27 protein-coding genes are annotated in these 25999 nt (G+C 50.4%); 19 read left to right on the top strand and 8 right to left on the bottom strand.

The window, feature by feature from the left end:
* Positions 1-156: 156 nt before the first annotated feature.
* Both GQ52_RS01305 and GQ52_RS01300 read left to right on the top strand, forming a co-directional pair.
* Positions 157-1557 carry a pitrilysin family protein gene (locus GQ52_RS01305; protein WP_047514416.1) on the top strand — a complete coding sequence of 467 codons (1401 nt, stop codon included), beginning with the start codon at positions 157-159 and terminating at the stop codon, positions 1555-1557.
* 64 nt (positions 1558-1621) lie between these two features.
* The gene (locus GQ52_RS01300) at positions 1622-2932 is read left to right on the top strand and encodes a pitrilysin family protein (protein ID WP_047514413.1); all 1311 of its coding nucleotides are present in this window, start codon (positions 1622-1624) and stop codon (positions 2930-2932) included.
* A gap of 48 nt (positions 2933-2980) precedes the next feature.
* Here GQ52_RS01300 and GQ52_RS01295 read toward each other — a convergent pair whose 3' ends face one another.
* Entirely contained in the window at positions 2981-3178 is a 198-nt protein-coding gene (locus GQ52_RS01295; protein ID WP_024929640.1) for a PLDc N-terminal domain-containing protein, read from the bottom strand.
* Between the two features lie 131 nt (positions 3179-3309).
* Here GQ52_RS01295 and rsmD point away from each other — a divergent pair, with 131 nt between their 5' ends.
* Genes rsmD through GQ52_RS01270 form a run of 5 tightly spaced genes read left to right on the top strand, consistent with a single transcriptional unit; the run spans position 3310 to position 5390 of the window.
* Positions 3310-3849 carry a 16S rRNA (guanine(966)-N(2))-methyltransferase RsmD gene (rsmD, locus tag GQ52_RS01290; protein WP_047514409.1) on the top strand — a complete coding sequence of 180 codons (540 nt, stop codon included), beginning with the start codon at positions 3310-3312 and terminating at the stop codon, positions 3847-3849.
* Between the two features lie 39 nt (positions 3850-3888).
* The gene (gene coaD / locus GQ52_RS01285) at positions 3889-4377 is read left to right on the top strand and encodes a pantetheine-phosphate adenylyltransferase (protein ID WP_029512320.1); all 489 of its coding nucleotides are present in this window, start codon (positions 3889-3891) and stop codon (positions 4375-4377) included.
* A 38-nt stretch (positions 4378-4415) separates the two neighbouring features.
* Positions 4416-4670: a YfhL family 4Fe-4S dicluster ferredoxin gene (locus tag GQ52_RS01280; RefSeq protein WP_019881644.1), complete on the top strand. Its 255-nt coding sequence runs from the start codon at positions 4416-4418 to the stop codon at positions 4668-4670.
* A 56-nt stretch (positions 4671-4726) separates the two neighbouring features.
* Positions 4727-5134 carry a lactoylglutathione lyase gene (gene gloA, locus GQ52_RS01275; RefSeq protein WP_047514407.1) on the top strand — a complete coding sequence of 136 codons (408 nt, stop codon included), beginning with the start codon at positions 4727-4729 and terminating at the stop codon, positions 5132-5134.
* Positions 5127-5390 (top strand): hypothetical protein, encoded by a 264-nt coding sequence (locus tag GQ52_RS01270; protein WP_047514404.1) that lies wholly within the window; start codon positions 5127-5129, stop codon positions 5388-5390. The genes gloA and GQ52_RS01270 overlap by 8 nt, the downstream gene beginning before the upstream one ends.
* A gap of 8 nt (positions 5391-5398) precedes the next feature.
* On the opposite strand, the gene GQ52_RS01265 is transcribed toward GQ52_RS01270, so the two are convergent.
* Complete coding sequence (locus GQ52_RS01265) at positions 5399-5620, bottom strand: hypothetical protein (RefSeq protein ID WP_019881647.1); 222 nt, start codon at positions 5618-5620, stop codon at positions 5399-5401.
* A gap of 425 nt (positions 5621-6045) precedes the next feature.
* On the opposite strand from GQ52_RS01265, the gene ppc reads away from it, so the two are divergent.
* Positions 6046-8841 (top strand): phosphoenolpyruvate carboxylase, encoded by a 2796-nt coding sequence (ppc, locus tag GQ52_RS01260; protein WP_047514401.1) that lies wholly within the window; start codon positions 6046-6048, stop codon positions 8839-8841.
* A 661-nt stretch (positions 8842-9502) separates the two neighbouring features.
* Positions 9503-9748, top strand: coding sequence for a hypothetical protein (locus GQ52_RS14085; RefSeq protein ID WP_152604407.1), 246 nt, complete (start codon positions 9503-9505; stop codon positions 9746-9748).
* Positions 9749-9787: 39 nt separating this feature from the next.
* Here GQ52_RS14085 and GQ52_RS13730 read toward each other — a convergent pair whose 3' ends face one another.
* Positions 9788-11056 carry a YiiX/YebB-like N1pC/P60 family cysteine hydrolase gene (locus GQ52_RS13730; protein WP_161792006.1) on the bottom strand — a complete coding sequence of 423 codons (1269 nt, stop codon included), beginning with the start codon at positions 11054-11056 and terminating at the stop codon, positions 9788-9790.
* A gap of 177 nt (positions 11057-11233) precedes the next feature.
* Here GQ52_RS13730 and GQ52_RS01250 point away from each other — a divergent pair, with 177 nt between their 5' ends.
* Positions 11234-12703, top strand: coding sequence for an RES domain-containing protein (locus GQ52_RS01250; protein ID WP_047514398.1), 1470 nt, complete (start codon positions 11234-11236; stop codon positions 12701-12703).
* A 295-nt stretch (positions 12704-12998) separates the two neighbouring features.
* Here the strand turns inward: GQ52_RS01250 and GQ52_RS01245 are convergent, their stop codons facing one another.
* Positions 12999-13202, bottom strand: a complete 204-nt coding sequence (locus tag GQ52_RS01245) for a CsbD family protein (protein ID WP_019881649.1) — start codon at positions 13200-13202, stop codon at positions 12999-13001.
* Positions 13203-13406: 204 nt separating this feature from the next.
* Here GQ52_RS01245 and GQ52_RS01240 point away from each other — a divergent pair, with 204 nt between their 5' ends.
* The 9 genes from GQ52_RS01240 to kdsB all read left to right on the top strand — a co-directional run bounded on the left by GQ52_RS01240 (position 13407) and on the right by kdsB (position 22873).
* Positions 13407-14711: a lipoprotein-releasing ABC transporter permease subunit gene (locus tag GQ52_RS01240; RefSeq protein WP_047514395.1), complete on the top strand. Its 1305-nt coding sequence runs from the start codon at positions 13407-13409 to the stop codon at positions 14709-14711.
* Complete coding sequence (gene lolD, locus GQ52_RS01235; protein ID WP_019881651.1) at positions 14704-15408, top strand: lipoprotein-releasing ABC transporter ATP-binding protein LolD; 705 nt, start codon at positions 14704-14706, stop codon at positions 15406-15408. Before GQ52_RS01240 ends, lolD begins: the two co-directional genes overlap by 8 nt.
* A gap of 9 nt (positions 15409-15417) precedes the next feature.
* Positions 15418-17880 (top strand): DNA internalization-related competence protein ComEC/Rec2, encoded by a 2463-nt coding sequence (locus tag GQ52_RS01230; RefSeq protein ID WP_047514392.1) that lies wholly within the window; start codon positions 15418-15420, stop codon positions 17878-17880.
* Between the two features lie 84 nt (positions 17881-17964).
* Positions 17965-18570, top strand: a complete 606-nt coding sequence (locus GQ52_RS01225) for a MotA/TolQ/ExbB proton channel family protein (protein ID WP_024929649.1) — start codon at positions 17965-17967, stop codon at positions 18568-18570.
* A gap of 66 nt (positions 18571-18636) precedes the next feature.
* Entirely contained in the window at positions 18637-19065 is a 429-nt protein-coding gene (locus GQ52_RS01220) for a biopolymer transporter ExbD (protein ID WP_024929650.1), read from the top strand.
* 89 nt (positions 19066-19154) lie between these two features.
* Complete coding sequence (gene msbA / locus GQ52_RS01215) at positions 19155-20909, top strand: lipid A export permease/ATP-binding protein MsbA (RefSeq protein ID WP_047514389.1); 1755 nt, start codon at positions 19155-19157, stop codon at positions 20907-20909.
* Positions 20909-21952 (top strand): tetraacyldisaccharide 4'-kinase, encoded by a 1044-nt coding sequence (gene lpxK / locus GQ52_RS01210; RefSeq protein WP_047514387.1) that lies wholly within the window; start codon positions 20909-20911, stop codon positions 21950-21952. The genes msbA and lpxK overlap by 1 nt, the downstream gene beginning before the upstream one ends.
* Entirely contained in the window at positions 21942-22124 is a 183-nt protein-coding gene (locus tag GQ52_RS01205) for a Trm112 family protein (RefSeq protein ID WP_047514384.1), read from the top strand. Before lpxK ends, GQ52_RS01205 begins: the two co-directional genes overlap by 11 nt.
* Before the next feature lie 2 nt (positions 22125-22126).
* Positions 22127-22873 (top strand): 3-deoxy-manno-octulosonate cytidylyltransferase, encoded by a 747-nt coding sequence (gene kdsB, locus GQ52_RS01200; RefSeq protein WP_047514381.1) that lies wholly within the window; start codon positions 22127-22129, stop codon positions 22871-22873.
* A 71-nt stretch (positions 22874-22944) separates the two neighbouring features.
* Here the strand turns inward: kdsB and GQ52_RS01195 are convergent, their stop codons facing one another.
* The 4 genes from GQ52_RS01195 to GQ52_RS01180 all read right to left on the bottom strand — a co-directional run bounded on the left by GQ52_RS01195 (position 22945) and on the right by GQ52_RS01180 (position 25991).
* A complete protein-coding gene (locus tag GQ52_RS01195; RefSeq protein WP_019881659.1) occupies positions 22945-23439 on the bottom strand; it encodes an FxDxF family PEP-CTERM protein in 495 nt (164 codons plus the stop codon).
* A gap of 125 nt (positions 23440-23564) precedes the next feature.
* Positions 23565-23909, bottom strand: coding sequence for a DMT family protein (locus GQ52_RS01190; RefSeq protein ID WP_024929654.1), 345 nt, complete (start codon positions 23907-23909; stop codon positions 23565-23567).
* 63 nt (positions 23910-23972) lie between these two features.
* A complete protein-coding gene (locus GQ52_RS01185; RefSeq protein WP_047514378.1) occupies positions 23973-24311 on the bottom strand; it encodes a P-II family nitrogen regulator in 339 nt (112 codons plus the stop codon).
* A 78-nt stretch (positions 24312-24389) separates the two neighbouring features.
* Positions 24390-25991: an NAD+ synthase gene (locus GQ52_RS01180; protein WP_047514375.1), complete on the bottom strand. Its 1602-nt coding sequence runs from the start codon at positions 25989-25991 to the stop codon at positions 24390-24392.
* Positions 25992-25999 lie beyond the last annotated feature (8 nt).

Raw genomic sequence — 25999 nt, 5'->3', positions numbered from 1 at the left:
AGCTGAATCGGCGTTTCCTGCCATGATTAGGCGCAGGCGATGGTTGTTCAGGCAGTGATTGTTTAAGCAGCGCTAGAACTAACCCAGGCGCTGGCTGGTCACAAACAAGACTTTTTGAATCCTTTTTATTCTCCTTCCATTTTGAATCTGGACAACATGAAAACCCCACTCAAATTAGCGCGGCATTTAACGCGTCCCTGTTTGCTGGCTGTGCTGATCAGCAGTTACGCGTTACCGGGCCATGCCGAGATTGTGCAAACCACCCTCAAAAACGGCTTGAAGGTTATTGTGCAGGAAGACCACAGGGCACCGGTAGTGGTGTCGCAAGTGTGGTATCGCGCAGGCTCGCTGGATGAGGTGAACGGCAAAACCGGTGTCGCCCATGTGTTGGAGCATATGATGTTCAAGGGCACCAAAAAAGTCCCGGCCGGGCAGTTTTCGCGCCAGGTAGCTGCGGCAGGCGGCAAGGAAAATGCATTTACCAGCAAAGACTACACCTGTTATTTCCAGCAACTGGAAAAGTCCCGACTGCCATTATCGTTTCAGCTCGAAGCTGACCGCATGGCCAATTTGCAAATTACTGACGCAGAGTTTGCCAAAGAGATTGAAGTGGTTAAAGAGGAGCGGCGCTGGCGCACTGAAGATAAGCCGCAGTCACGCGTGAACGAACAGTTTGAAGCCTCTGTGTACAGAGCGCATCCTTATGGGCGCCCGGTGGTTGGTTTTATGAATGACCTGGAAAACATGACCGCCGCAGATGCGCGTGAGTGGTACCGCACCTGGTATGCACCAAATAATGCGACGATCGTCGTGGTGGGTGATGTGAAGGCGCAGGAGGTGTTTGCACTGGCTGAAAAAAACTTTGGCAAACTGGTTGCAAAAACCTTGCCCGCGCGCAAACCACAAGTGGAGCCTGTGCAATTGGGCGAGCGTCGCGCCATAGTCAAAGCCCCGGCCAAACTGCCGTATTTTGTGATGGGCTTTCATGCGCCAGCGCTCAAAAATGGCGAGGCGTATAGCGAGCAAGACTGGGAGCCTTATGCGCTGGAAGTGTTGTCCAGCATTTTGAGTGGCAACGGTGCCTCGCGCCTCAACCAGAAGCTGGTGCGCGAGCAGGCCATTGCCCTGGAAATTGATACCGCCTATGACAGTACCAATCGTGGCCAGACGTCGACATTTGAAGTTGCGGCTTCACCGAGTGATGGCATCTCGCAGGAAGCCTTGATCAAGGCCATTTGGGCACAAATCGATGAGCTTAAGAATAATGGTGTGACGGCTGCTGAATTGCATCGCGTGAAAGCCGCAGTGATTGCGGCGGATGTGTATAAACGTGACTCTGTGTTCTATCAGGCCATGCAAATCGGGCAACTGGAAACCATGCGCTATCCGCTGTCATTGTTACAGAGCAATGCCGCCAGGGTGCAGGCGGTGACCTCGGAACAAGTACAGGCGGTGGCTAAAAAGTATTTATTGCCGGACCAATTAACCCTGGTCAGCCTGGATCCGCAACCGATGACCACCGATCAGAAACCAGCTGGTCGTCCGCATCAGCACTAATTTGATTTTATTTTTTACTGGTTTTATTTAATGCGCCTGCATCACAGGCGAATCAAGGAACAGCATGAACGTAATTGGTTTTTTGAAAGTGGCCCTATTGGCGCTGGTGTTGCAAGGGTATGCCGCCAATGTCCTGGCCGCCCTGAACATTCAGCATTGGACAACCGCGGAAGGTAGTGAGGTTTACTTTGTTGAAAATCACTCACTGCCGATGATGGATGTCAGCATTAATTTCCGTGCTGGCAGTGCCTATGATAAGCCTGAAACCGGCGGTACGGCGGCGGTAACGCACCATTTGATGGCGTTGGTTGCGGGCGGGCTTGAGGAGGAGGCACTCACCAATCGTTTTGCGGATATTGGTGCCGTGCTGGGCGGCAGTTTTGATGCTGACCGTGCCAGCTTCAAGTTGCGCACGTTGACCAGTGAACAGCAGGCAGCGCTGGATGCGTTTGCGTTGGTATTGCATCAGCCGGATTTTCCACCAGCAGTGCTTGCGCGCGAGCAGGCGCGTATCGTCGCTGCCCTGCAGGAGGCCGAAACCGAGCCTGACAGCATCGCACAAAAAGCGTTTATGCAGTCCGTGTATGGCATGCATCCTTACAGCCTGGATCAAAACGGTGAAATCTCCACCGTGCAGTCGCTGACGGTGGCGCAGTTACGCCAGTTTTATCAAACTTACTACACGGCCAAGTCGGCAGTGATTGCCATGATGGGAGATTTGACCACCGAGCAAGCCAGGCAGATTGCCGCACGGCTGAGTGCTGGTTTGCCGCAAAGCGCTGCGGTAGCGCCGGTGCCGCCAGTGACAGCGACTGCCTCGGCCAGCGTGAAAAAATTGCCGCATCCGGCGGTGCAGGCGCATATCCTGCTGGGGCAGCCTGGGAATAAACGGGGTGACGCGGACTTTTTCCCTTTGTATGTGGGTAACTATATTCTGGGTGGCGGCGGTTTTGTGTCGCGCCTGACTGAAGTAGTGCGTGAGAAGCGCGGCCTGGCTTACAGTGTGTATAGTTATTTTATGCCGATGAGCCAGTTAGGCCCGTTCCAGATCGGTCTGCAAACCAAGAAGGAGCCGGCTGATGAAGCACTCAAACTGGTGAAAGAGACGGTGCAGCAGTTTGTGGATAACGGCGTGACGGAAAAAGAACTGGCTGCGGCCAAGGATAACCTGATCGGCGGATTTCCGCTGCGCATAGACAGCAACAGCAAGATTCTGGAATACCTGAATATGATTGGTTTTTACCAGCTGCCTTTGGATTACCTGGATAGTTTTAATGATCATGTGGCCAAGGTGACGGTTCAGCAGGTGAATGATGCGTTTAAGCGACGTGTTCACCCGGAAAGTTTTGCCACCGTGATTGTCGGGGCCGAATAGTGAAAAAGCCGACCACATGGTCGGCTTTTTTATGGTGCTTAATATTCTTTAAACCAGCCGCTTTTTGCGTGCCAGCAGGTAGTATAGAAATGCACCCAGCAGGTTGAGGAAGAAAATCACCAAAAACCAGACCAGTTTGTCTTCACTTTGATTGGCCAGGCAATCGACCAGCATCCATACCCAAAATAATCCTAGTGCCAGTGCAATCAGGCTGCCTAATATGCCAAAGCCAAATAAGAATTCCATGCTGTTTTCCTTTGTTAATTGCCATGAATCATAGCACGATCCATTTGCATGGATGATCATGTAAATGTGGCTGCTAGCAAGAACGCCTTTATAATCATGCTTTGTCGTTGCTAACGAATAGAACAATATTCATGAATCAAGTTCGCCTGAATGCTGGCGTTTGGCGTAGCCGCATACTCAAATTTCCGGATGCAGAAGGCTTGCGTCCGACGTCTGACCGCGTGCGCCAGACTTTGTTTAACTGGTTAGGGCAGGAGATGACAGGCAAAGCCTGCCTGGATTTGTTTGCAGGCACGGGTGCCCTGGGCTTTGAAGCGCTATCGCGCAATGCCAGTCAAGTGACCATGCTGGAACTGGCCAAAGCGCCGTTTCAGGCATTGCTGCAAAACCAGCGCTTGCTGGGCGCGACGCAGGCTGAGATCCGGCAAATGGATGCCTTGCAGTTTTTGGCGCAAAACAAACAGCGCTATGATGTGGTTTTCTGCGACCCACCCTACCATAAACAGTGGCTGGATAAGTTGTTGCCACAGTTGGCCAGCCACCTGGCCGAAGATGGTTTGCTGTATGTAGAGGCAGAATATGCGTTAAAATCCGACTCGGGCTGGCAAGTGATCAAGTCCGGCAAGGCGGGGCAGGTGTTTTATCATCTGCTGCAGCCAGTAAACGCATAGGTCAGGGACACCTTAAAAAAATATTCGGGGTAAAGGTGAATGAGTAAAGTCAGAGTGGCAGTGTATCCGGGAACATTTGATCCGATTACATTGGGGCATGAAGATATTGTGCGCAGGGCCGCCAATCTGTTTGATGAGGTGATTGTGGCCGTGGCGGGCAGTACCAGCAAGCAGACCTTGTTCAGCCTGCAAGAGCGCGTGGCGTTGGCCGAGTCTGTGTTTAATGGCAGCAACATTCGCGTGGTGGGCTTTGATGGCCTGCTGATGCAGTTCGTGCAGGCGCAAGGCGGACAGATGGTGATTCGAGGTTTGCGTGCGGCCAGTGATTTTGAATACGAGTTTCAACTGGCAGGCATGAACCGCAAGCTGTATCCAAAACTTGAGACCCTGTTTATGACGCCCGCCGAAGAATTTATGTTTATCTCCTCCAGCCTGGTGCGCGAAGTCGCGCGACTGGGCGGTGATGTGAACCAGTTTGTGTCGCCAGGCGTCGAAACTGCAATCAAGCAAAAACTGGTCGCTGCTTAACGCTATACCAGATAGAGAATCCCTTATTTTAAAGAGTCATGGCGTTATTTATTACCGATGAATGTATTAACTGCGATGTTTGCGAGCCGGTGTGCCCGAATGAGGCCATTTCGCAAGGCGCGGAAATCTATGAAATCAACCCTGACCTGTGCACCGAATGTGTTGGGCATTACGATAAGCCACAATGTCAGCAGGTATGCCCCATCAGTTGTATTCCGCTAGACCCGGATCGACCTGAAACACAGGAACAGCTGATGGAAAAGTATGTGCGGATCACTGCACTCAATCATTAAAAAAATAATTAAAACCAACATTAAAACGAAGTTACACGGATCTCAAGGAGTCAATAATGCGAGTATTACATACCATGTTGCGCGTAGGCGATTTGCAACGTTCGATTGATTTTTATACGGGCGTGCTAGGCATGAAGCTGATCCGTACCCAGGATTACCCGGATGGCGAATTTACGCTGGCATTTGTCGGCTATGGCAATGAGTACGATAACACCGTGCTAGAGTTGACCTACAACTACGGCAAAACAGCCTATGACATGGGTGGCGCGTATGGCCATATGGCGATCGAGGTTGACGATGCTTACAAAGCCTGTGAATTGGTCAAAACCAAAGGCGGCAAAGTGGTGCGCGAAGCGGGGCCGATGAAGCACGGCACGATTGTCATTGCGTTTATCGAAGACCCGGACGGCTATAAAATCGAATTCATCCAGAAGGGGACGATTGAGTACCCCGTTAATGTCTAACCAGGCACAGTTATTAGAGGCTGTGACACAGGCGCAAGCTGGCAACTGGGATGCGGCCCACAATATCGCGCAGGACTATAGCGACTCCACAGCGAACTGGATTCACGCCGTGCTGCATAAGATTGAAGGCGATACCTGGAATAGCAAGTACTGGTATGCCAGAACGGGTGGTCACCAATATGAAGATTACGGCCCGGATGTGGCCGCAGAGCTGGTGGCCATTCAACAATGGTTGAACACTGCTGCTGCGCAATAATTGATTGCTTACTTATGATCTTCGTCAGCAGGGCGGCGGCTGGAAATAAAAATCCCCCATAGTGACTGCACAAACAGGCCAATCACGGTGCCGGTGATAAATAGCAACAGGCAGGCGAGCAAACACACCAACAGCAAGAAGGCATCTTGCTGCCACAGACCCAGCGCAGACAGCGACTGCCAGACAGTCAGTATTTGCTGTATCCAATGATCGAGGTTGATAAGCGCCATGTGTTTATTATGCCTTAGGAAACACGGAATTAAGCGGCTGCGCGAGCGAATTGCGGCGTTGCGCGGTACTCGAAATCCTCATGTACTATATGTACATTCCGGTTTCTGCGTGCCGTGCGCCTTGCACTTCATCTCGCTCACTTCTGCCGTATTTCCTTTTTAACAGTAATTGCTTCTGAAAACAATTTACTCGCAAGTAAATCATTGTGCATGGTGCGTATTGATCTCAATCTTGTTCACCACAATACTTTTTGCACTGCCTTGTTATAGAGCCAAATCAGTGCACTCTCTTGCCTGATGTCGGTGCGTGTGCGCTATTCTAATTATTTAACACCATGATTTTTAAGTGAAAAAAGATACCTTGAATATGGCCTGCTTGTTGCTAGTCTAGCATGGAGCTAGCACTGAGCTAGAGGAGAGGCACCATGATAAAAAAACTTGCGGCCAGCGCCACGATGTCAGCCGCCATGATTTCGGCAGACAGCCAATTGACCGACAATATTCAATTACTGGGCGAGTTGCTCGATAAAGCGATTCTGGAGGTTGAAGGTGACGAGGTTGCGCAGAAGATTGCGTCTATTCGCCAAGCCGCCCTGCGCTTTCACCAGACACATGACCAGCAAGCCTCGCTAGACCTGGAGCAGTTATTGGCCGGCCTGAGTCTGGAGCATACCGTGCGTGTGGTACGGGCATTGGCCTATTTCAAGCATTTGGTGAACCTGGCTGAGGATTTATACGGCCAGCAATTAGGGCATTGCCAGCAGAATACACCTGCGCCCGGCATGCTTTCATATACCTTGTTGCAAATCAAAGCGGCGGGGATCCCGGCAGATACGATTAAACATCTGTTACAGGATGCGCTGATTTCCCCTGTGCTCACCGCGCACCCCACCGAAGTGCAGCGCAAAAGCGTGCTGGATATTGAACGCCTGATTGCCGAACTGTTGGCAGATCGTGCGCAAATGGTCTCCGCACGCCAGCGCACCCGCAATAGCCTGCTGTTGCAAGGCGCGGTGTCGGCGTTGTGGCAAACCCGCATGATGCGTTACTCCAAACTCAGCGTGCTCAATGAAATTGAAAATGCACTGACCTATTACGAAAGTACGTTTTTGCATGTCATCCCTGAGATTCTGCAAGACGTTGAGCGCGACTTGTCTGACTTGCTGCCCAATGTAGCATTGCCCGGCTTTTTGCGTATGGGCAGCTGGATAGGCGGTGACCGGGATGGCAACCCGTTTGTGAACGGGGCGACGTTGCGCGAAAGCGTGCGCTTGCAGGCCATTACTTTATTCAGGTTTTATTTACAGGAACTGGCGGCATTAAAGCGCGAACTGGCAGTTTCAACGCGGGTGGTCGGCGTGGACGAGGCTGTGCTGCAAATGACCAAAGCGTCGCGTGACCAATCGCAACACCGTCTGGATGAACCTTATCGCCTGGCGCTAAACGGTATTCACGATGGTTTGCTGGCCACGGCCAATACGCTGCTGCCGCAAGGCGGTTGGGTGTTGCCTGAAGACATGGCGGCTGACCCTTACGATACGCCAGAGGCCTTGCTGGCGCCTTTGCAAACCATTGCCGACTCATTGCGCAACCATCATGGCGAAGCCCTGATTTATCCGCGGCTGGGCAAGCTGATCAAGGCGATTGGCACTTTTGGCTTTCATCTGGCCACGGTCGATATCCGCCAGTCTTCAGACGTGCATGAGGCGGTGATTACAGAGTTGTTGCAAAAGGCCGGCCATGACTTTGACTATGCGGGCTTTAATGAGGATGAAAAAATCGGCATTTTGCTGGAGGAACTGAAACAGCCGCGCTTGCTGTTTTCGCCTTTCCAGCAATATTCCGAATTGGTGCATAAAGAAATTGGTGTGCTGGTGGCGGTGCGTGAGATGCGCGAGCGCTTTGGTGAGTATGCGGTGCGGCAATATATTATTTCGCATACTGAAACGCTGTCTGACCTGTTGGAAGTGGCTTTGCTGCAACGTGAAGCCGGTTTGTTGCGCGGTGTGTGGGGTTCCGCCAATATTCAGGTCGATTTGAATATCGTGCCTTTGTTTGAAACCATTGCGGACTTGCGCGATGCGCCCATGATCATGGGCAAATGGCTGAGCCTGCTTGGCATCCGCCACGTGATTCGTTACCAGGGTAGCGAGCAGGAAGTCATGCTGGGATATTCTGACAGCAACAAGGACGGCGGCTTTTTAACCTCTAACTGGGAGTTATATAAAGCAGAAATTTCACTGGTGGAGCTGTTCAACCAGGCCAATGTCAAATTGCGCCTGTTCCATGGCCGCGGTGGTACGGTGGGGCGCGGTGGTGGCCCTACTTACCAGGCCATCATGGCACAACCTAAAGGCACGGTGGATGGCCAGATTCGCCTGACCGAACAGGGCGAGATTATTTCCACACGGTATGCGGATCCGGTAGTCGGTCGGCAGCATCTGGAAACCCTGATTGCCGCTACGCTGGATGCGACATTATTCCCGGCTGACCAACTGGAGTCCGGCAAGCGACGCGCTTTCGAAGGTGTGATGGAAACACTGTCTGCCACCGCCATGACCAGCTATCGCAGCCTGGTTTATGAAACACCTGGTTTTGCCGAGTACTTTTTTAATACCACGCCGATTAATGAAATTGCAGAACTCAATTTAGGTAGCCGTCCAGCTGCGCGCAAATCTACGCGACGCATTGAAGACCTGCGCGCGATTCCGTGGGGATTTTCCTGGGGGCAATGCCGCTTGCTCTTGCCTGGCTGGTATGGCCTCGGCAGTGCCATTCATCATTTCCTGCAGCAGGATCCTGCATTAAAAGAAGCGCGGCTGGCTATGTTGCATGAAATGCAGGCGCATTGGCCCTTGTTTAATACCTTGATTCAGAATGTGGATATGGTGCTGGCTAAAACTGACCTGATTGTGGCGCGCCATTATGCCCATTTACTCGAAGACCGCGACCTGCGCGAAGAGATTTTCAGCCGGATTGCGCAGGAGCACAAGCTGACTACGGATGCCGTCAATCTGTTACTGGGCACCACGCAACGCCTGGCCAGTCAGCCGGTGATTGCAAAATCCATCCGTGACCGTTTGCCCTACCTTGATCCCATGAATCATTTGCAGGTAGAAATGATTCAGCGTTACCGCAACGGCGAAACAGATGAAAAACTGAAGTGGGCGATACCACTGACGATTAACGGCATTGCCACCAGCTTGCGCAATACAGGGTAAGCATTGCTTCGACATGAAAAAAGGACAAGAATGAGTCTATATAGTAAATAATATGTAATTGATATACTGAAGTATTAATTGCCCCATAAATCAATCATTTATGGGGCAAATCTATTTTACATAGTGTGTAATTGAACATGTAAGAAGTAACTTTCACTCAAGCCGCAAACTTATCTATTGAATAATCTGCTATTGTGGATTTTGTCGGTTCCTAGTTATGAGCTTTTCTAAAAGTCTTTTGAGTCCCGTGCGAAATCCACGGGGCATAATCTCAGATCCATACTCATCTTTTACCTAGCCTAGATCATTCGTTTGATAACCAAATTTTTCAAGCCATGCATCTGAGCAAACAAACTCAAAACTAGAGATTTACTCATTATTGCTTGTACAGAAGTTGAAAGTTTGTGGACCCAGTTCATGCGATTGGCAAATGCAGCACCTGCCAGGCGCACATTCACTACAAGCGATTATGTGAAATTATCTGAACCCCTACATCTAGCTGAATACGTGATCGAATGTAGATTAATCAGAAATGGTTATTTCATTGCCCCATTTGCTCACTGGGATCCACAAAACCCTACACAATCGTTATCTTGGTACGATGCTTATAACAAAACATGACCGAGAGAGCCACTTTGAACTCGCTACCTTAGAGAATTGCTTGCAAGCTATTGCAGCTGCAATAGTTCTATTTTGTGTGAGGCACAGTCCATTTACCTTACTAGAAGGTGCCAGCACATTAACTGGCTTATTCACTCAAAATTTTTATATTTCTTTGGTCAATCCCGATCCAAAATCATTTTATATGCCTGCTTTCGATGTTCCGCCAAATATCAGAACAGATTTATTCATAGCCAGCATGACTGATCACATCCGTGGTTGGCTAGTCAGGCCTCTAGTGATTTGAGTTCAGGAAAAAGTCACTGCTATACAATATCAAATGAAATCATCGCCCACCCAGCACTGAAAATGATTCGCCTGTATTTTGACGTATAGTTAAACAGTCGTCACATAAACGGAGTGTATAGACAGCGCCTGGTACCTTATCGCCACTCAATACATAATCTTTTGCAGGATCATCGCCACATACAGAACATACGTCTGTAGTTCCCTGTAATTCTAATATTTGCCTAACATGTTCTGCCTGATCCGAATTCCACTCGGATAAAGCCACAAACCATTCAGCTGTATGGGGAGTTAAATCCCAAGTTCGTATGACTGGCGCAAGTTCAGGTGCATGAGTTAAAAGCCATGCTCTGGCAGTGTGTTTTCTAGTGCGGTGCAGTTCAAAAAGTTTTTTGTACAACTCTAATAATATAGCGAATGTTTTAAGTGGATATTGCGAATAGTAATCGTAATATCCGGCTAGATTAACTTTAAATCTATGCTCACCTTCGCCTCGATCATTGACTAAGGTCGAACAGTACTCAACTTTGGCTTCTTTAGGTATTGAAAGCTCCTCCATCAAAGTTAGGTCGTACTGCCATAGGTTTTTCTTATATTCAAACTCCCATACCTCCAAATATCCTGAGTCTTGATATAAAGCTGCAAAATATTCATCATCTGAGGGATTGGCAATTAAATGAGCATCAATGTCGTTAGAGTCTTGTAAGGAAGGATTTCGCTTTCTTGCACCCTCCATAAGTTTATTGGTGGCCTCCATCATCACTTTTGTCGTATCGGGAATGTTATTGACTGCCTTTTCAAATTCTTCTGAGACCGGCATGGTAATAGAATCAATTTCTTGCAGGAGATCGCTTTTTAGCAAATCTGCAGGCGAGCAATAATCAGGATTATCTACCAACTTAATTCCTGCAGCTGCATAAGCTTGAGCAACTAAGCGTGAGCAAAACTGTTTTTTGCTTGCCGTTTTTCTACCCCCTAAAATTGTTGATCCAGCTTCAAAAGTTGAATACTGAGTCCCAATCTTCTGTCTGGCAAAATTCGTTATCTGCCTCTTTTGCATATCTGATAAGGGCGCTTTTAGTCTTAGTACATGGACTCCGCACTTTTCAGGCCAAATCAGTCTTTGTGTGCTTTGAGCATGAACACCATTCCCTGTGGAGTCTATAATCGAATGCGATGTGACATAAATCATTGCATGAGAGATATCACTATCTGTGTACAAACGAATTTTCTTACTAACAAACGCATCTGCGGTTGTTAATACGACGTCACACATCTTCAATTTAGTAACATCAAGTGTTTTTTTCATTTTGCTCATCCACACTCTAAGAAAGTTATCTTTTAAGCTATCTTAGGTTATCCGAACAACAAATAACAAATAACAAATAGCATTAAAAAGCTCATGAATTTATGATAATTTGAGTTTGCCTGCTCTTGAACCAGCATTAGTATTCGATCTTAAATCTCTAACCCAAGAATGCAAAAAATGTCTGATACCCCTACTACAGATGAGGACTTGGAATCTAAAAGGCTATGTTGCGATTGTATTGGAGATGAGTATCTCTCAAGCATGGTGAAAAGCCAAGGCAAAACAGCCGTGTGCAGCTACTGTGAAGAAACTGCACAAGCATTTGCCCTAGAGGATATCGCTGACCTGGTTGAGGAAGCTTTTGACACTCACTTTATTCGCACTCCTACAGGACCAGATTCAATGCAATACCGGCTCCATGTGGATCCAGAATCATATTACGAATGGCACAGAGAGGGATTGCCAGTCGTCGATGTAATTGCAAGTTCGGCAGACATATCCACTGAAGTAGCTCAAGACCTTCAAGAAATTTTAGATTACCGCCATTCAGATCGGCGTAGTTATGAAATGGGGGAAGAGACCGAGTTTGCTAGTGAAAGTTATTATCAAGAAAACTCTATTTCCGACGAGTATTGGCAGCGCCAATGGGAAGAATTTGAGCACATGATTAAAACAGAGGCCAGATTTTTTAGCCGAGTTGGTGCCAAATTTTTAGGAGAAATTTTTAATGACATTGATAAGAAAGTCACCTATACCGGGAGGTCATTAATTGTTGCTGCAGGTCCAGATCAACCGTTGAGCTCTCTTTACAGAGCAAGAGTATTTCAATCGCTAGACACACTGGAAAAAGCACTGACCCAACCGGATGTGGAATTGGGCTCACCGCATCATTCAATCTCAAAATCTGGAAGGATGAATGCTGCAGGGATTTCTGTGTTTTATGGAGCAACAAACCCTGAAATAGCATTGGCTGAAGTGCGGCCACCAGTTGGAAGTTATGTTACTGTTGCTGAGTTTGACCTCATACGTCCGTTGCGATTACTTGATTTGACAGCTGTCCAAGAAATTGTGGTGTCAGGAAGTATTTTTGATCCTGAATACGCTGTCTCATTAGCCAAAGCAAAATTTCTTGGTAGTCTACAATCGCATATTACTCGCCCAGTAATGCCTGAAGATGAATCCATTGAGTACGTTTCGACGCAAGCAGTTGCAGATTTCTTAGCCACTGAAGGGAATGTGCCATTAGATGGAATCATTTATCCTTCGGTACAAGCGGAGGCAGAAGGAACGAATGTTGTACTTTTTAGGAAAGCGTCAATTGTCGAGGAGCATGCCTTTCCTAAGCACTCCAAAATAAAACTAACTGCGGGTTATTTTGATGGTGAAGAATGGGTAGACCACATTATGGTGACAATCACCACTGTTCCTGAAGTAACTGTGAAAGATGAAGTTCCACCTGTTACTTTTGAACTTCTTCTGCAGCAATCAAGCGATTTGATCGGCATACCTTCAGAGCTTCTTCCACCTACTTTGAGAATAGTGGTTGAATCGATTGAGGTTCATACCATTCAAAAAATTAAAGTTATATCTAATCCAAATAAAGTGCACTGGTACGAGTCGTCTGCCAATGATGCCGATACTTTCTAAAAGTCTTGTTTCGAATTCATCTTAAAACTGAGCCCCATGCTACCAATGTAAATACTGCACAGTAGCATGAGACTTTAGTTGTTTGACGGTTGAAAAAATTACCACTCAGCCAAGACTAACTCCACTGATCCAGTGACTTGATTGCAGTATCAATCTTCTTGACGATTCCCCTTAAGGGTTTGCAATCTGGCTTGAGATAGGCAAAAAAACACCCCGCAAAAGGGGGTGTTTTTTCAAATTACATGCGTTTAGGAACTATAAACAAGCTAGACTTGTCCTTTTTTGGCACATTAGCCTAGTGCTTATGCTTGCTTTCCCAGGTTTTGATTTGCTTTTCGGCTTCGTCTTTGGTAATGCCGTAACGTTCCTGGATTTTACCGGCGACTTGATCGCGCTTGCCTTCAATCACATCCAGGTCGTCATTGGTTAACTTGCCCCATTGTTCCTGGACTTTGCCTTTGAGTTGTTTCCAGTTGCCTTCGAAAATATCTTTATTCATGTCGAATCTCCTCAATTTAAGAATGGTGTTCAGGTCATTAACCTGTGTTGCATGTTAAAGATAAAACGACATGGATTCAGTCGGCGCCTGGACTAACTTGAGGTCAGAGGAGACTGACATGCATGGTCAGAAAACCTGTTTTTAAGCGTGACTTTACGCTTGAGTGGGTTCCGCTGCGCCATTGAAAGCTGTTAAGATTCGGGCATGAAGAACACACTTTCTGCGTTGGGCCAATCGCTGCTGCAACGTTTACCTTATGAATACTGGATAGGCTGGCGCTATACCCGTGCCAAGCGTAACAACCATTTCATTTCATTCATTTCGCTGACCAGTATGGTGGGTATTGCGCTGGGCGTGATGGCGCTGATTGTTGTCTTGTCAGTCATGAATGGCTTTCAGGATGAATTGCGCAAACGTATTCTGGGGGTTGCCTCGCATATAGAAGTGCGTGGTTTTGAGGCCGGCCTGGCGGGTTGGCAAAGCTTGCAGCAACAGATTCGGTCCATTCCGCCCAAGTCCGTCGCCAGCCCGATTGAAGGCGTCGCGCCTTATATCATGGCGCAAGGCATGCTGACCTATGACCAGGCGGTGCAGGGCGTGCTTATTCGCGGGGTATTGCCTGCGCAGGAAGCCAGTGTGTCAGAGCTTTCCAGCCAGATGAAAATTGGCCAGTTAAAAGATTTACAGGCCGGGCAATTCAATATCGTCCTTGGTTCAGATCTCGCCATGGCCCTCGGCGTGCGTGTCGGTGAAAAAGTGGTGCTGATGGCACCGCAAGGGCAGGTGACGCCTGCCGGGCTGGTGCCACGCATCAAGCAGTTCACTGTGGCCGGGATTTTCCAGGTGGGGATGTATGAGTATGACGCCGGGTTGGCATTGATCCACCTCGATGATGCCGCCAAATTGTACCGCCTGGGTGACCAGGTGTCTGGCCTGCGCTTGAAACTGGACGATTTGTTTATGGCCGACCGTGTCAGCCGTGAGCTGGTTCAGGCGCTGGGCCCTAACTACTATGTGACAGATTGGACGCAACAGCACGCCAATTTCTTTAAAGCAATTCAGCTGGAGAAGCGCGTGATGTTTATTATCCTGGCGCTGATTGTGGCGGTGGCGGCGTTCAATATTGTGTCTACGCTGGTGATGGCGGTGACAGATAAACGCGCGGATATTGCGATTTTGCGCACCATGGGTGCTACGCCGCAAGCCATCCGCAAGATGTTTGTGGTGCAGGGCGCGATGATAGGCATCATAGGCACTGTGTCTGGTGCGGTGCTGGGCGTGATACTGGCCTTGAATATTGAAACCGTGGTGCCATGGATAGAACGCACATTTAATGTACAGTTTTTGTCCAAAGATGTGTATTACATCAGTGATTTACCTTCCAAACTGATGTGGTCAGATGTGACGGCAATTGTCGGTTTGTCTATTTTGCTCAGCCTGGTCGCCACTTTGTATCCAAGTGCGCGTGCGGCCAGCATGAATCCGGCGGAGGCCTTGCGTTATGAGTGAGTTGATATTGCAATGCCAGGGCCTGGCGAAAACCTATCAAGGCCTGGATACTTCGGTGTTGACCGGCGTCAATCTGCAATTGGCGGCGGGCGACCATGTGGCGATTGTCGGTGCTTCGGGTAGCGGTAAAAGTACCCTGCTGCATTTGCTGGGCGGACTGGATGCGCCTACGCAAGGCGACGTACAGTGGCTGGGCAAACCGCTGACCAGTTTGTCCGAACGTGACAAGAGCGCCATGCGTAACCAGTATCTGGGATTTGTCTACCAGTTTCACCATTTACTGCCCGAGTTTAGCGCGCTGGAAAATGTGGCGATGCCATTGTTGATTCGCCGCATGCCAAGAGCAGATGCGTTGGCACAGGCAGCACATTACTTGTCGCTGGTTGGGTTGTCACACCGGCTGGAACATACGCCTGGTGAGCTCTCCGGGGGGGAGCGTCAGCGCGCAGCACTGGCACGTGCCCTGGTGACGCAGCCGCGTTGCATCCTGGCCGATGAGCCGACCGGTAACCTTGATCGGCAAACGGCAGAACAGGTGTTTGAGTTGTTGCTGCAAATACAGTCGCAACAAGGCACTGCGCTGGTGGTCGTCACGCATGACTTGGCACTGGCAGCGCGCATGCACCGGCAATATCGTTTGCAGGATGGCACACTGCAAGCCATGGCATCTTCGCCACAGGATGTGACTGCCAGTTAGCGCGACCGTATGCTGCCAGGCGCCACAGTCGGATTACTGTTTGGAGTTTGGCTATTTCAGCAACAACCCCAGCTGTGGTCGCTGACAGTCTGGGCCGGGTGGTTGGCCGCGCTCACTACGCTGAGTCTATGCCGATTCGGCCGGATACCGGCCCGTGTTCCAGGCGTTCCTTTTTCTTTTCCCGTTCAAACATTACTGCGCAGCTTGTGGCTGGTTGTACTGATTGCTGCATTGGCATTTGCCTATGCGCAGGCACGTGCCTGGTGGCGATTACAATCGGCTTTACCTGTTGCTTGCGAGCAGCAGGTGATCACCGTACAGGGTGATATTGTCAGCGTGCCCGAGCGTGATGCACGTGGCCAACATGTAGATGTGGCGATAGTGCGTAGTTTTAATCCCTCCTGCCCGCTACCGGCAAAAGTGCGCCTCAATTTATATGAGCAGTCTTACCGCGGTGACGCTGCAAAATCGGTCGCCGTCATGCCGCGTTTGCAAGCGGGTGAGCGATGGCAATTCAGCGTCCGGCTTAAACGGCCACACGCCACGCGTAATCCGCATGGATTTGATTATGCCGCCTGGTGCCTGGCTAACCAAATCGGGGCTAGCGGTTCGATTATCACCAAAGCGCCTATGCATAGATTGCAAGCGCTGGTCTGGCAGCCTGCCGCATTGATTGCACGCTGGCGCGCCAGTGTCGGCGACCGTATCGAACAGGTCTTGGGCACCACGCCAGCCAGTACAGTAGTGCGTGCGCTGGTGATCGGTGATGATAGCCAGATTGCACGCGCGGACTGGCAGTTATTCGTCGATACAGGCATTAATCACCTGGTCTCGATCTCAGGCCTACATATTACGATGCTGGCTTCGTTAGGGTATTTGTGTACCGGCTGGTTATGGCGTTTACGGCCGCAGTGGGCTCTGCGCTTACCCTCTACATTAGCCGCGAGTGCAGGCGGTGCGTTGGTGGCAGTCGCCTATTCTGCACTGGCCGGTTTCTCTATTCCGACCCAGCGCACGCTCTATATGCTGCTCACGGTGTTGGCGATGCTGAGCTTGAAGCATAGATTGCCTTTTTCATGGATACTTTGCGTTGCCATGTGGGTGGTGCTATTACTGGATCCTTGGGCGGTCATGGCGCCGGGGTTTTGGCTGTCTTTTAGTGCGGTGGCAATACTGGCGTTTGCCATGGGTGGGCGTTTGCGCCCGGCGCCCTGGTGGCGGGCAGCAATACACACGCAATGGATCATTACACTGGCATTTGTGCCGGTGCTGGTCATGCTATTCAATCAACTGTCTCTGGTCTCACCGCTGGCAAACGGGTTGGCAATCCCGCTGGTGAGTTTGGGCGTGGTGCCGTTGGCGATTGCCGGGGCGGTGTTGCCCTTCGATTTCTTGCTGCAGTGGGCGGCCGGATTGTGGCAGGTTTGTGCGCACGCATTAGTGTGGCTGCATCAATTGCCCTGGGCTGTGGCTTATTTAGCGACGCCCCCCATGTGGGCATGGCTGCTGGCGATGCTGGGCACATTGGTTTGGCTGATGCCGCGCGGCTGGCCCTTGCGCTGGGCCGGTTTGCTGTTGTGGTTGCCGCTCTGTTTGCCGGTTTCTTCAAGCTTGCAGCCCGGTCAGATGCGTGTCACCGTGCTGGATGTCGGCCAAGGCTTGAGTGTGCTGGTACAAACGGCACAACATGCCATGTTGTACGATGCCGGGCCTGCTTATAACGTACAAAGTGACGCTGGCCAACGCATCGTCTTGCCTTATCTCCGGCATTTAGGCCTCAGGCAGCTGGATCTGGCGGTAGTCTCACATGATGATAATGATCATGTCGGTGGCATGGCCTCTGTGTTGTCGGGCATCGCGGCTAAGCAAATAGTGAGCTCGCTGACATCTGACGCTGGTTTCTTTACGCAGTTGCAGCAGATTCACTCTGCGAGCGGCATCCCGGCAAGTGCTATCCCACGCATCGCGTGTCATGCTGGTCAGCAATGGCAATGGGACCAAGTCTCTTTTAATGTGCTTTATCCGACGCCGTCATTGGCCCCCGAGGTGAAAGACAATGACAAAAGCTGTGTGATTCAGGTGGTTTCAGCGCATGGCAGTGTGTTGTTGACGGGCGATATTGAGCAATATGCCGAGCATGTCTTGCTTGAGTCTTCGCCTGAGGCGCTGCGTTCCAATGTCATGACCATGCCGCATCATGGCAGTAAAACATCCTCCAGCCCCGCCTTTATCCGGCAGGTACAGCCCGAGATAGCGATTGCCACAGTTGGTTATCTGAATCGCTTTGGCCATCCCAAGCCTGAAGTGATGGCCAGGTATCAGGCATTGGGCAGCCAAACACTGCGCTCAGACCATGATGGCGCCATTGTGCTGGATTTTACGCAGGGCCAACGGCCACAAGTCATTCGCTGGCGCGCAGTCGAGCCGCATTATTGGGAGACTACTGATCAAACTGTAGCAGGCGTATTGTAACGGGGTAGATACCGGACAAAACTTGCCCTCTGGCCTGGTTAACGCTAAAGTAGCGAAAGTTTAAAAACAACTGGAGTGTTTGCTGTGTGGGAAATTATTTTAGCGGCCGGCTGGCCCATCTGGCCTCTGATTATTGCCTCCGTGATTGCCTTGGCTATTATCGTCGAGCGATTCTGGGCATTAAGAGCCTCGGTCGTCACCCCTGAGCAATTACTGCCAGAAGTGCAAAACTGGCTCAAGCAGGGTGGTGTGACGCGTGAAACGCTGAGCCGCCTGGAAGCGCACTCCTTGTTGGGTAAGGTGTTTGCCAGTGCTTTGGCCAATATGAATAACTCACGTGAAGTGACTAAAGAGGCGATTGAAGAAACCGGCCGTGCGGTGGCGCACAAACTGGAACAATACCTGCCAACACTGGGCACCATTGCAACTGTGGCGCCTTTGCTCGGTTTGCTGGGTACGGTGATCGGTATGGTGGAGTTGTTCGGTTCGTTTACCAACAGTGGCCATGATGTGGCGCAGTTTGCGCGCGGTATTTCTGTGGCGTTGTATAACACGGCAGCTGGTATCGTGGTGGCGGTGCCTTCCATGATTGCCTACCGTTATTTCCGCGGCAAGATTGATGGTTTCCTGGTCGATATGGAGCAGCAAGCGATTAAACTGGTAGAAATCATCCATGGTGACCGTGGCTAGGGTCATCGTGGATAAGGTGATCGCTGCTCGGCGGCTTCACCGCATATTGAACACAAAGGCAATTTCATGAATTTCAAACGTGGTGTCCGTAACGAAGAGTTGGAAATCAACTTTATTCCACTGATCGACGTGCTGCTGGTGATCATCATCTTTTTGATGGTGAGTGCTACTTTCTCACGTACCAGCGAATTGCAAATTAATTTGCCAACGGCTGATGCCAGTGCGCCGCAGGAAAAGCCATTGACCATTACGGTGGAGGTGGATGCGAATGGCCGCTACCTGGTGAATGGCAAAGAAGCCAATGGTGCAGTCGTCTCTGACCTGGCTGCGGTGCTGACGCAAGTGGGGTCCGAAGGGCCAACAGGTAAAGAGCCCACCATTATTATCAACGCCGATGCCAAGGCCACGCATCAGTCCGTGGTGAATATTATGGAAGCTTCACGCATGGCCAATTACACGCATATTACGTTTGCGACGCAGGTGAATTCCCGCTAATGTGTCACTGGGCTCACATGGTTGTGATCCCTCAACAAGCCCGTCAATCATGGCGGGCTGTTTGTTTTTAGTCTGCCCGAGAAAATCGCATGGCGCGTAAGCCCGCTTCTGAATCAGTCATCGTTACTAATCCTGTCTTGCTCTACAAGCGCTTGTTTGCTTATGCCTGGCACTACAAGATGCATTTTGCATTGTCCATGGTGTCTACCGGCATTCTCGCCTCCAGCAATACGCTATTCCTGGCCTTGATTAAAAAGGTCACCGATGAAGGCTTTGCCAAGTCTGTCGATCATGATGCCTATGTGCTGCCTTTGATGCTGTTTGGCCTGATGGCGATCAGGGCAGTGGCCGGATTTTTTTCTGTGTACAGTTTGCGCACAGTGGCCAGGCGGGTGGTGGAAGTATTGCGCAAGCAAATTTTTGCCAAATTGCTGATGTTGCCGGTGAGTTTTTTTGATGCCAACTCCAATGGCTTGCTGGTCTCCAAAATGACCTACGATATTGAACGCCTGTCTACGGTAGTTACACGCTCTGCGCTCAACGTGTTGCGCGATGTGTTGACGGTGGTCGGCCTGATTGGTTACATGCTGTATTTGGATTGGCGCCTGACGCTGATTTTTGCGTTGGTTGCCCCATTGATGGGTTTTTACCTGGCGCGCACCACGCCTAAGTTACGGGCGAATGCTAAAAAAGTACAACAGGCGGTTGGCGAGATTACCAAAACGGCAGAGGAGGCCATTGCTGCACAGCGTATCGTCAAGATTTTTGGCGCGCAGGCGTTCGAGAATGACCGCTTTGGTGAAGTGGTGAGCCGTAACCGCCAACTGGAATTACGTACCGCCAGAATCTCCGGCCTCAATAGCTTTGTCATTGAAATTCTGTCTGCTGTGGCCTTGGGCCTGGTGGTTTTTTATGCGCTGGCACAGTTTACCGTCGGCGAATTTGCTGCCTTTGTCGGTGCGTTAATGATGCTGATTGCACCAATCAAACACATCACCGCCGCCAATGAAGATTTGCAGATAGGCCTGGCGGCCGCGCAAAGTGTATTTGATGTGCTGGATATTGATAACGAAGTCGATCAAGGTCGCTACCAGGTGGCCCGCGCCCAGGGCGCATTGCGTTTTGATCAAGTCACCGTGCGTTACCCGCAAGCCAAAAAAGATGCCTTGTCCGCCTTGAGTTTTGAGATTGCCGCGGGTGAAAAGGTCGCATTGGTTGGGCGCTCCGGCAGCGGTAAAACCACGCTGGTGAATTTGTTGCCGCGGTTTTACGAGTCACAGCAGGGCACCGTGTTGCTGGATGGCCACGATGTGCGGGATTATCAGCTCGACAATTTGCGCGCGCAGTTTTCGCTGGTCAGCCAGGATATTGTGTTATTTAACGACACCATCTTTAATAATATTGCCTATGGTGCCTTGCGCGATGCCAGCGAACAGGAAGTCATAGATGCCGCTAAAGCGGCCAATGCCTGGGAGTTTATCCAGCAAATGCCACAAGGCCTGCAAAGCGAAATCGGTGACCGTGGTGTACGGCTCTCCGGCGGCCAGCGCCAGCGTTTGGCGATTGCACGTGCCATTTTGAAAAACGCACCGGTATTGCTGCTGGATGAAGCGACTTCTGCATTGGATAGTGAATCAGAACTGCATGTGCAAATGGCGCTGGACCGCCTGATGCGCGACCGCACGACGATTGTGATTGCGCATCGATTGAGTACGGTGGAGAACGCCGACAGAATCTTTGTCATGGATCATGGCGACATTATTGAAACCGGCTCACACCAAACCTTGCTGGCACAAAACGGTTATTACAGCAGGCTTTATCACAAGCAGTTTCAAGACGACTAATGTTGCGCACCTGGTTTGAGCGGCAATGGCAAACAAGCGGCTGGGCGCAATGCCTGCTGTTGCCGTTATCGTGGTTATTTGCCTTGTTGGCAGCGGGCAGGCGTTATGGTTACCGTGTCGGCTTATTTTCAAGCCAGGCTTTGCCGGTACCGGTGATCATTGTTGGCAACATCTCTGTGGGCGGTGTCGGTAAAACGCCGTTGGCGATTTACCTGGCGCAGCAATTACGTGATGCCGGCTATGCACCTGGAATCTTGAGCCGTGGTTATGGTGGTCAGCATAGAGGTGAGGTGAGGCCTGAAAGCGAGCCAGCACTGTGCGGCGATGAGCCGGTATTGATTGCCCGCCGTACGGGCTGTCCGGTGTGGGTAGACCCTACACGCGCTGCTGGTGGCCTGGCATTACTCAAGGCACATCCCGAGGTGAATATATTGATCTGTGATGATGGCTTGCAGCACTATGCTTTGCAGCGCGATATTGAAATTGCAGTAGTGCAGCGGCCATTGGGCATAGGCAATCGGCGATTATTGCCAGCTGGCCCCTTGCGTGAATCATTGCGTCGTTTGCGCTCGGTCGACCTGATGGTCGAAACCGGGCAATTGCCTGCCTCGCCCGCGCCTGTGAACACTTACCAGCTGCGCTTGCGCACGGGTACATGGACGTCGGTTGCTGATTTTTCCAGCGAGACCAGCACTGAGCGACTGCGTGTGCAGTCCGCTGAGCAGACCTTGGTGGCGATGGCTGGTATCGGGCATCCACAGCGCTTTTTTGACCTGCTGGCGCCCATGGGCCTGAACTGCGAACAACGTCCGCTCGCAGATCATTATGCCTATAGCCAGGCCGACTTTATAGCGTTGCGCGGAAAAACCATACTGATGACAGAGAAAGATGCCGTAAAATGTCAGCATCTGGGCTTGGAAAACGCCTGGTTTCTGCCCATGTCGGCTGAACTAAGTCCTGTTGGCCATGATCAATCACTGGCAGAGTCTGTCATTGGCCTGTTGAAACACAAGCATGCAAAGGAAGTCAAAAATGAATCCTAAATTACTGGAAATCCTGGTCTGTCCAGTGACCAAAGGGCCGTTGGTTTACGATAAGCAAAAGCAGGAGCTGGTCTCAAAAAATGCACGCCTGGCCTATCCGGTGCGTGATGGTATCCCGGTCATGCTCGAAGACGAAGCACGCCGCCTGGATGAGCACGAGTATAGCGAATAACGATGTTTAAGGTGGTTGTTCCTGCCCGTTTTGCCAGCACCCGTTTACCGGGTAAACCCTTACTGGATATTGCTGGCAAGCCGATGGTAATCCGGGTTGCTGCGCAGGCGGCAAAAAGCCTGGCGAATGAAGTCGTGATTGCGACAGACCATGTAGACATTATGCATTCTGCTCAGCAGCATGGCTTCAATGCTGTCATGACGCGTCAGGATCATCTGTCCGGCACCGATCGTATTGCTGAAGTGGTCGCAAAAATGGCTTGGCCGGACGATGTGATCGTGGTTAATGTGCAGGGCGATGAGCCGCTGATAGATCCGCTATTGATTAATGAGGTCGCACAAACCTTGGCGAATGACCCGCAAGCCGTGATGTCCACCGCCTGCCATCCTATCCATGAGGCAGAAGTTTTCGATAACTCAAACGTGGTCAAAGTGGTGTTAAATGCAAAACAACAAGCTTTGTATTTTAGCCGTGCTGCAATCCCGTTTCCGCGTGATGCGGAATACAGGCAAAGTCCTGCTGCCTATCGCCATATTGGTATCTATGCCTATCGTGTGGGCTTCTTAAAACAATATGCCAGCCTGCCAGTGACTACACTGGAGAAAATTGAAAGCCTGGAGCAATTACGCGTGTTGTATCACGGTTACCAGATTGCAGTGACGGTCACGGATCATGCTCCTGCGAGCGGAGTCGATACGCAAGATGATTTAGACTTGGTCAGGGAAGTATTTGCTGCGTCGCTTGCTTGATTGCCAGCTGACCAAAATAAAAAAGCCTGCATTAGCAGGCTTTTTTATTGGCGCTTTTTAAGCGCGCATTATTAGTTTTTTCTTTGGCGGCGTACAGCAATCGCACCCATCAAAGCCAAACCGGCGAACATCATGCCGTAAGTTTCTGGTTCTGGCACAGGCACAGTGATTGGATTGATGGTATAGCTACCTTCGTAGTGGCCACCGGCAATCAGGTTGAACTGCAGTGTATAGTTGCCTGCAGCCAGGTTAGACACGCTGAATGTGTATCTGGTCAAGTCCAGGTCTACCAATGGTGTCAGGATAGGCGCATAAGTAAATGTATCGTCTGCATCACTGATGATTGTCAGGCCTTGATACAAACCGGAGTTGTTTTCGTGCAGCAATCTCAGGCTTGGGTCTAACACGCCGGTCAGATCAAAGCTGCCGTCCAGGTAAGAAATGTTGATTTTTACAGTGTGGGATAAGCTGGTACCTGGGTGATCATTACCGCTGAATGTTGTAGTGGTGGCAAAAGCAGAGGTGCTGGCCAACAGTGATGCTGCGACTAACAGATTCTTAAACATAATTTTTCCCCGATTGATATTTTTAAAATGTTGCTGAGACGGATTATGACAATCTGGCGTCAGCAGGGAAATAGCCCGTTAGGGTCAGCACATGAGTGGGGTCTTTGGGATGGCGCTATCGAGCGTCAGGTTCTGAAGATAAAGTAGACTGCGCCCATCATGCACAGGCCTGCCCACAGATAGTCCCATTTAAGTGGTTGCTGCATATACATCACGGCAAAGGGGACAAAGATGACCAGCGTAATCACCTCTTGCAAGATCTTGAGCTGTGCCAGGTTGAGCTGGGTAAAGCCAATGCGGTTGGCAGGCACCTGAAAGCAGTATTCAATCAGGGCAATGCTCCAGCTGGCAATAATGGCAATCCACAGTGGTTTTTGGTGCAGGTCGCGCAAATGGCCATACCAGGCAAACAACATAAACAGGTTGGCTGCCGAGAGTAACAGTACGGTTTTAATCAGGGTGTAAGACATACCAGGCGCCATGCCACGTCACTGTGTGACGCATTGCGCTGCGTCACACGATTATTGATTGAATTAAATAGCAGCTTCGCCAGTTTCGCCGGTTCTGATGCGGATGACCTGTTCGACAGAGCTAACAAAAATCTTGCCATCGCCAATTTTGCCGGTGTGTGCAGCTTTGATAATCGCTTCGATCGCGCCATCTACCATGTCAGTGGCTAAAATGACTTCAATTTTGATTTTTGGCAGGAAATCCACCACATACTCTGCACCGCGATAAAGCTCGGTGTGGCCTTTTTGACGACCAAACCCTTTGACTTCTGTGACTGTCAGCCCATTGACGCCAATGGCAGACAAGGCTTCACGTACTTCATCCAGTTTAAAGGGTTTAATGACGGCTTCTACTTTTTTCATACGCGCTCCGTGGATAAAACTTTGTCTAGTATTCTACGCAAGCAGTGCTTTTTATTCAAATGTCACAGTGATTTCGAATTAAAAAGCCAGATTGCAGGTAATTGGGTAGCGGCGGTCTTTGCCAAAGCCACGCTCGGTAATGCGCACGCCCACCGCGGCTTGCCTGCGCTTGTATTCGTTGCGGTCTATCAGGCGCGTGACACGCTGTACGTCAGCTGGTGTGTAGCCCAGGCCGATAATGGCCTCTATGCTGAGGTCTTTCTCAACGTAGGCTTCCATAATGGCATCCAGTACCTCATAGGCTGGCAAACTGTCCTGGTCGGTCTGGTTGGCGCGCAGTTCTGCACTTGGCGCACGCGTGATAATGCGCTCTGGAATCACCGGGCCTAACTGATTACGATAAGTGGCCAGCCGATATACCAGTGTTTTAGGCACATCTTTAATCAGGGCAAAGCCGCCAGCCATATCGCCATACAGTGTGCTATAGCCAACGGCCGTTTCAGACTTGTTGCCGGTGGTGAGCACCAGGCTGCCAAATTTGTTGCTGAGCGCCATGAGTAACATGCCGCGTATACGTGCCTGCAAATTTTCTTCAGTGGTGTCAAATGCTTTGCCCGCGAATTCATCAGCCAAGGTGGCACAAAAGCCTTCAAGCAGCGGCTTGATGGGTAATACGCTGTAATCGACGTCTACCAGGTGCGCCATTTCAGCAGCATCTTCGACGCTGATCCCTGCGGTAAACTCTGATGGCATCATCACGGCTTTGACGCGTTCTTTGCCCAGCGCATCGACGGCAATCGCCAGCGTCAGCGCTGAATCTATACCGCCGGACAATCCCAGTACGACGCTCGGGAACTTGTTTTTGTTGACGTAATCCTGCAAGCCCAACACCAAGGCTTTGTATACAGTTGCCTCTGTCGATAATGGTTGGCTGATGTCTGTCAGTATCGGTTGCGTTTGTTGCAGCGTGAGGTAACCCAGGTGTTCTTCAAACATCGGCAGTTCTTGTACTAACGCACCCTGACTATTCATGCTGAACGAGGCACCGTCAAACACCAGTTCATCCTGGCCGCCAACCATATTGGCATAAACCATCGCCAGGCCGGTTTCCTTGATACGATCACGCAGTACCTGATAACGGGTTTGTTGCTTGTGTAAGTGGTAAGGGGAGGCATTGATGGTCAACAGCACTTGTGCTTCCGCTTGCAAGGCTTGCAGCGCCGGTGCTGGTTCCCAGCTATCGGCACAAATTAAAATGCCGTAACGTACGCCATGCCATTCAAATACGACGGGCAGATCGCCCGCTTCAAAATAACGCTCTTCATCAAAGACGCTATAGTTGGGCAGGTTGTGTTTGTGGTAGGTGGCCTGGATTCTGCCAGAGTGGATCACCGAGGCCGCGTTATAACGTTTGCCTGCGACCGTGTGTGGATGACCGATCACCACTGCGATATCGGTTGGCAACTGTTGTTCTAACCACTGCAGGGCGCGCTGGTTGGCGGCATAAAAATCTTGCCTGAATAGCAGGTCTTCAGGCGGATAACCGCAAAGTGCCAGCTCTGGTGTGAGTAACAGTCTTGCACCTGCCTCATGGGCCTGATTAGCGAGCGCCAGGATACGTTCTGCATTTTGCTGCATGGCACCAACCATGCAGTTCATTTGAGCAATTGCGAGTTTCATGATGCCCT

It is taken from the genome of Methylophilus sp. Q8 (assembly GCF_000800115.1).
Lineage (GTDB): Bacteria > Pseudomonadota > Gammaproteobacteria > Burkholderiales > Methylophilaceae > Methylophilus.
Note: the sequence above shows the minus strand (reverse complement) of the source record. Positions and strands in the feature narration are given on the sequence as shown.

What these genes read in the sequence shown, in the direction of transcription:
- GQ52_RS01305 (WP_047514416.1), top strand. Translation starts at nt 157, where the DNA reads ATGAAAACCCCACTCAAATTAGCGCGGCATTTAACGCGTCCCTGTTTG.
- GQ52_RS01300 (WP_047514413.1), top strand. Translation starts at nt 1,622, where the DNA reads ATGAACGTAATTGGTTTTTTGAAAGTGGCCCTATTGGCGCTGGTGTTG.
- GQ52_RS01295 (WP_024929640.1), bottom strand. Translation starts at nt 3,178, where the DNA reads ATGGAATTCTTATTTGGCTTTGGCATATTAGGCAGCCTGATTGCACTG.
- rsmD (WP_047514409.1), top strand. Translation starts at nt 3,310, where the DNA reads ATGAATCAAGTTCGCCTGAATGCTGGCGTTTGGCGTAGCCGCATACTC.
- coaD (WP_029512320.1), top strand. Translation starts at nt 3,889, where the DNA reads ATGAGTAAAGTCAGAGTGGCAGTGTATCCGGGAACATTTGATCCGATT.
- GQ52_RS01280 (WP_019881644.1), top strand. Translation starts at nt 4,416, where the DNA reads ATGGCGTTATTTATTACCGATGAATGTATTAACTGCGATGTTTGCGAG.
- gloA (WP_047514407.1), top strand. Translation starts at nt 4,727, where the DNA reads ATGCGAGTATTACATACCATGTTGCGCGTAGGCGATTTGCAACGTTCG.
- GQ52_RS01270 (WP_047514404.1), top strand. Translation starts at nt 5,127, where the DNA reads ATGTCTAACCAGGCACAGTTATTAGAGGCTGTGACACAGGCGCAAGCT.
- GQ52_RS01265 (WP_019881647.1), bottom strand. Translation starts at nt 5,620, where the DNA reads ATGGCGCTTATCAACCTCGATCATTGGATACAGCAAATACTGACTGTC.
- ppc (WP_047514401.1), top strand. Translation starts at nt 6,046, where the DNA reads ATGATAAAAAAACTTGCGGCCAGCGCCACGATGTCAGCCGCCATGATT.
- GQ52_RS13730 (WP_161792006.1), bottom strand. Translation starts at nt 11,056, where the DNA reads ATGAAAAAAACACTTGATGTTACTAAATTGAAGATGTGTGACGTCGTA.
- GQ52_RS01250 (WP_047514398.1), top strand. Translation starts at nt 11,234, where the DNA reads ATGTCTGATACCCCTACTACAGATGAGGACTTGGAATCTAAAAGGCTA.
- GQ52_RS01245 (WP_019881649.1), bottom strand. Translation starts at nt 13,202, where the DNA reads ATGAATAAAGATATTTTCGAAGGCAACTGGAAACAACTCAAAGGCAAA.
- GQ52_RS01240 (WP_047514395.1), top strand. Translation starts at nt 13,407, where the DNA reads ATGAAGAACACACTTTCTGCGTTGGGCCAATCGCTGCTGCAACGTTTA.
- lolD (WP_019881651.1), top strand. Translation starts at nt 14,704, where the DNA reads ATGAGTGAGTTGATATTGCAATGCCAGGGCCTGGCGAAAACCTATCAA.
- GQ52_RS01230 (WP_047514392.1), top strand. Translation starts at nt 15,418, where the DNA reads ATGCTGCCAGGCGCCACAGTCGGATTACTGTTTGGAGTTTGGCTATTT.
- GQ52_RS01220 (WP_024929650.1), top strand. Translation starts at nt 18,637, where the DNA reads ATGAATTTCAAACGTGGTGTCCGTAACGAAGAGTTGGAAATCAACTTT.
- msbA (WP_047514389.1), top strand. Translation starts at nt 19,155, where the DNA reads ATGGCGCGTAAGCCCGCTTCTGAATCAGTCATCGTTACTAATCCTGTC.
- lpxK (WP_047514387.1), top strand. Translation starts at nt 20,909, where the DNA reads ATGTTGCGCACCTGGTTTGAGCGGCAATGGCAAACAAGCGGCTGGGCG.
- GQ52_RS01205 (WP_047514384.1), top strand. Translation starts at nt 21,942, where the DNA reads ATGAATCCTAAATTACTGGAAATCCTGGTCTGTCCAGTGACCAAAGGG.
- kdsB (WP_047514381.1), top strand. Translation starts at nt 22,127, where the DNA reads ATGTTTAAGGTGGTTGTTCCTGCCCGTTTTGCCAGCACCCGTTTACCG.
- GQ52_RS01195 (WP_019881659.1), bottom strand. Translation starts at nt 23,439, where the DNA reads ATGTTTAAGAATCTGTTAGTCGCAGCATCACTGTTGGCCAGCACCTCT.
- GQ52_RS01190 (WP_024929654.1), bottom strand. Translation starts at nt 23,909, where the DNA reads ATGTCTTACACCCTGATTAAAACCGTACTGTTACTCTCGGCAGCCAAC.
- GQ52_RS01185 (WP_047514378.1), bottom strand. Translation starts at nt 24,311, where the DNA reads ATGAAAAAAGTAGAAGCCGTCATTAAACCCTTTAAACTGGATGAAGTA.
- GQ52_RS01180 (WP_047514375.1), bottom strand. Translation starts at nt 25,991, where the DNA reads ATGAAACTCGCAATTGCTCAAATGAACTGCATGGTTGGTGCCATGCAG.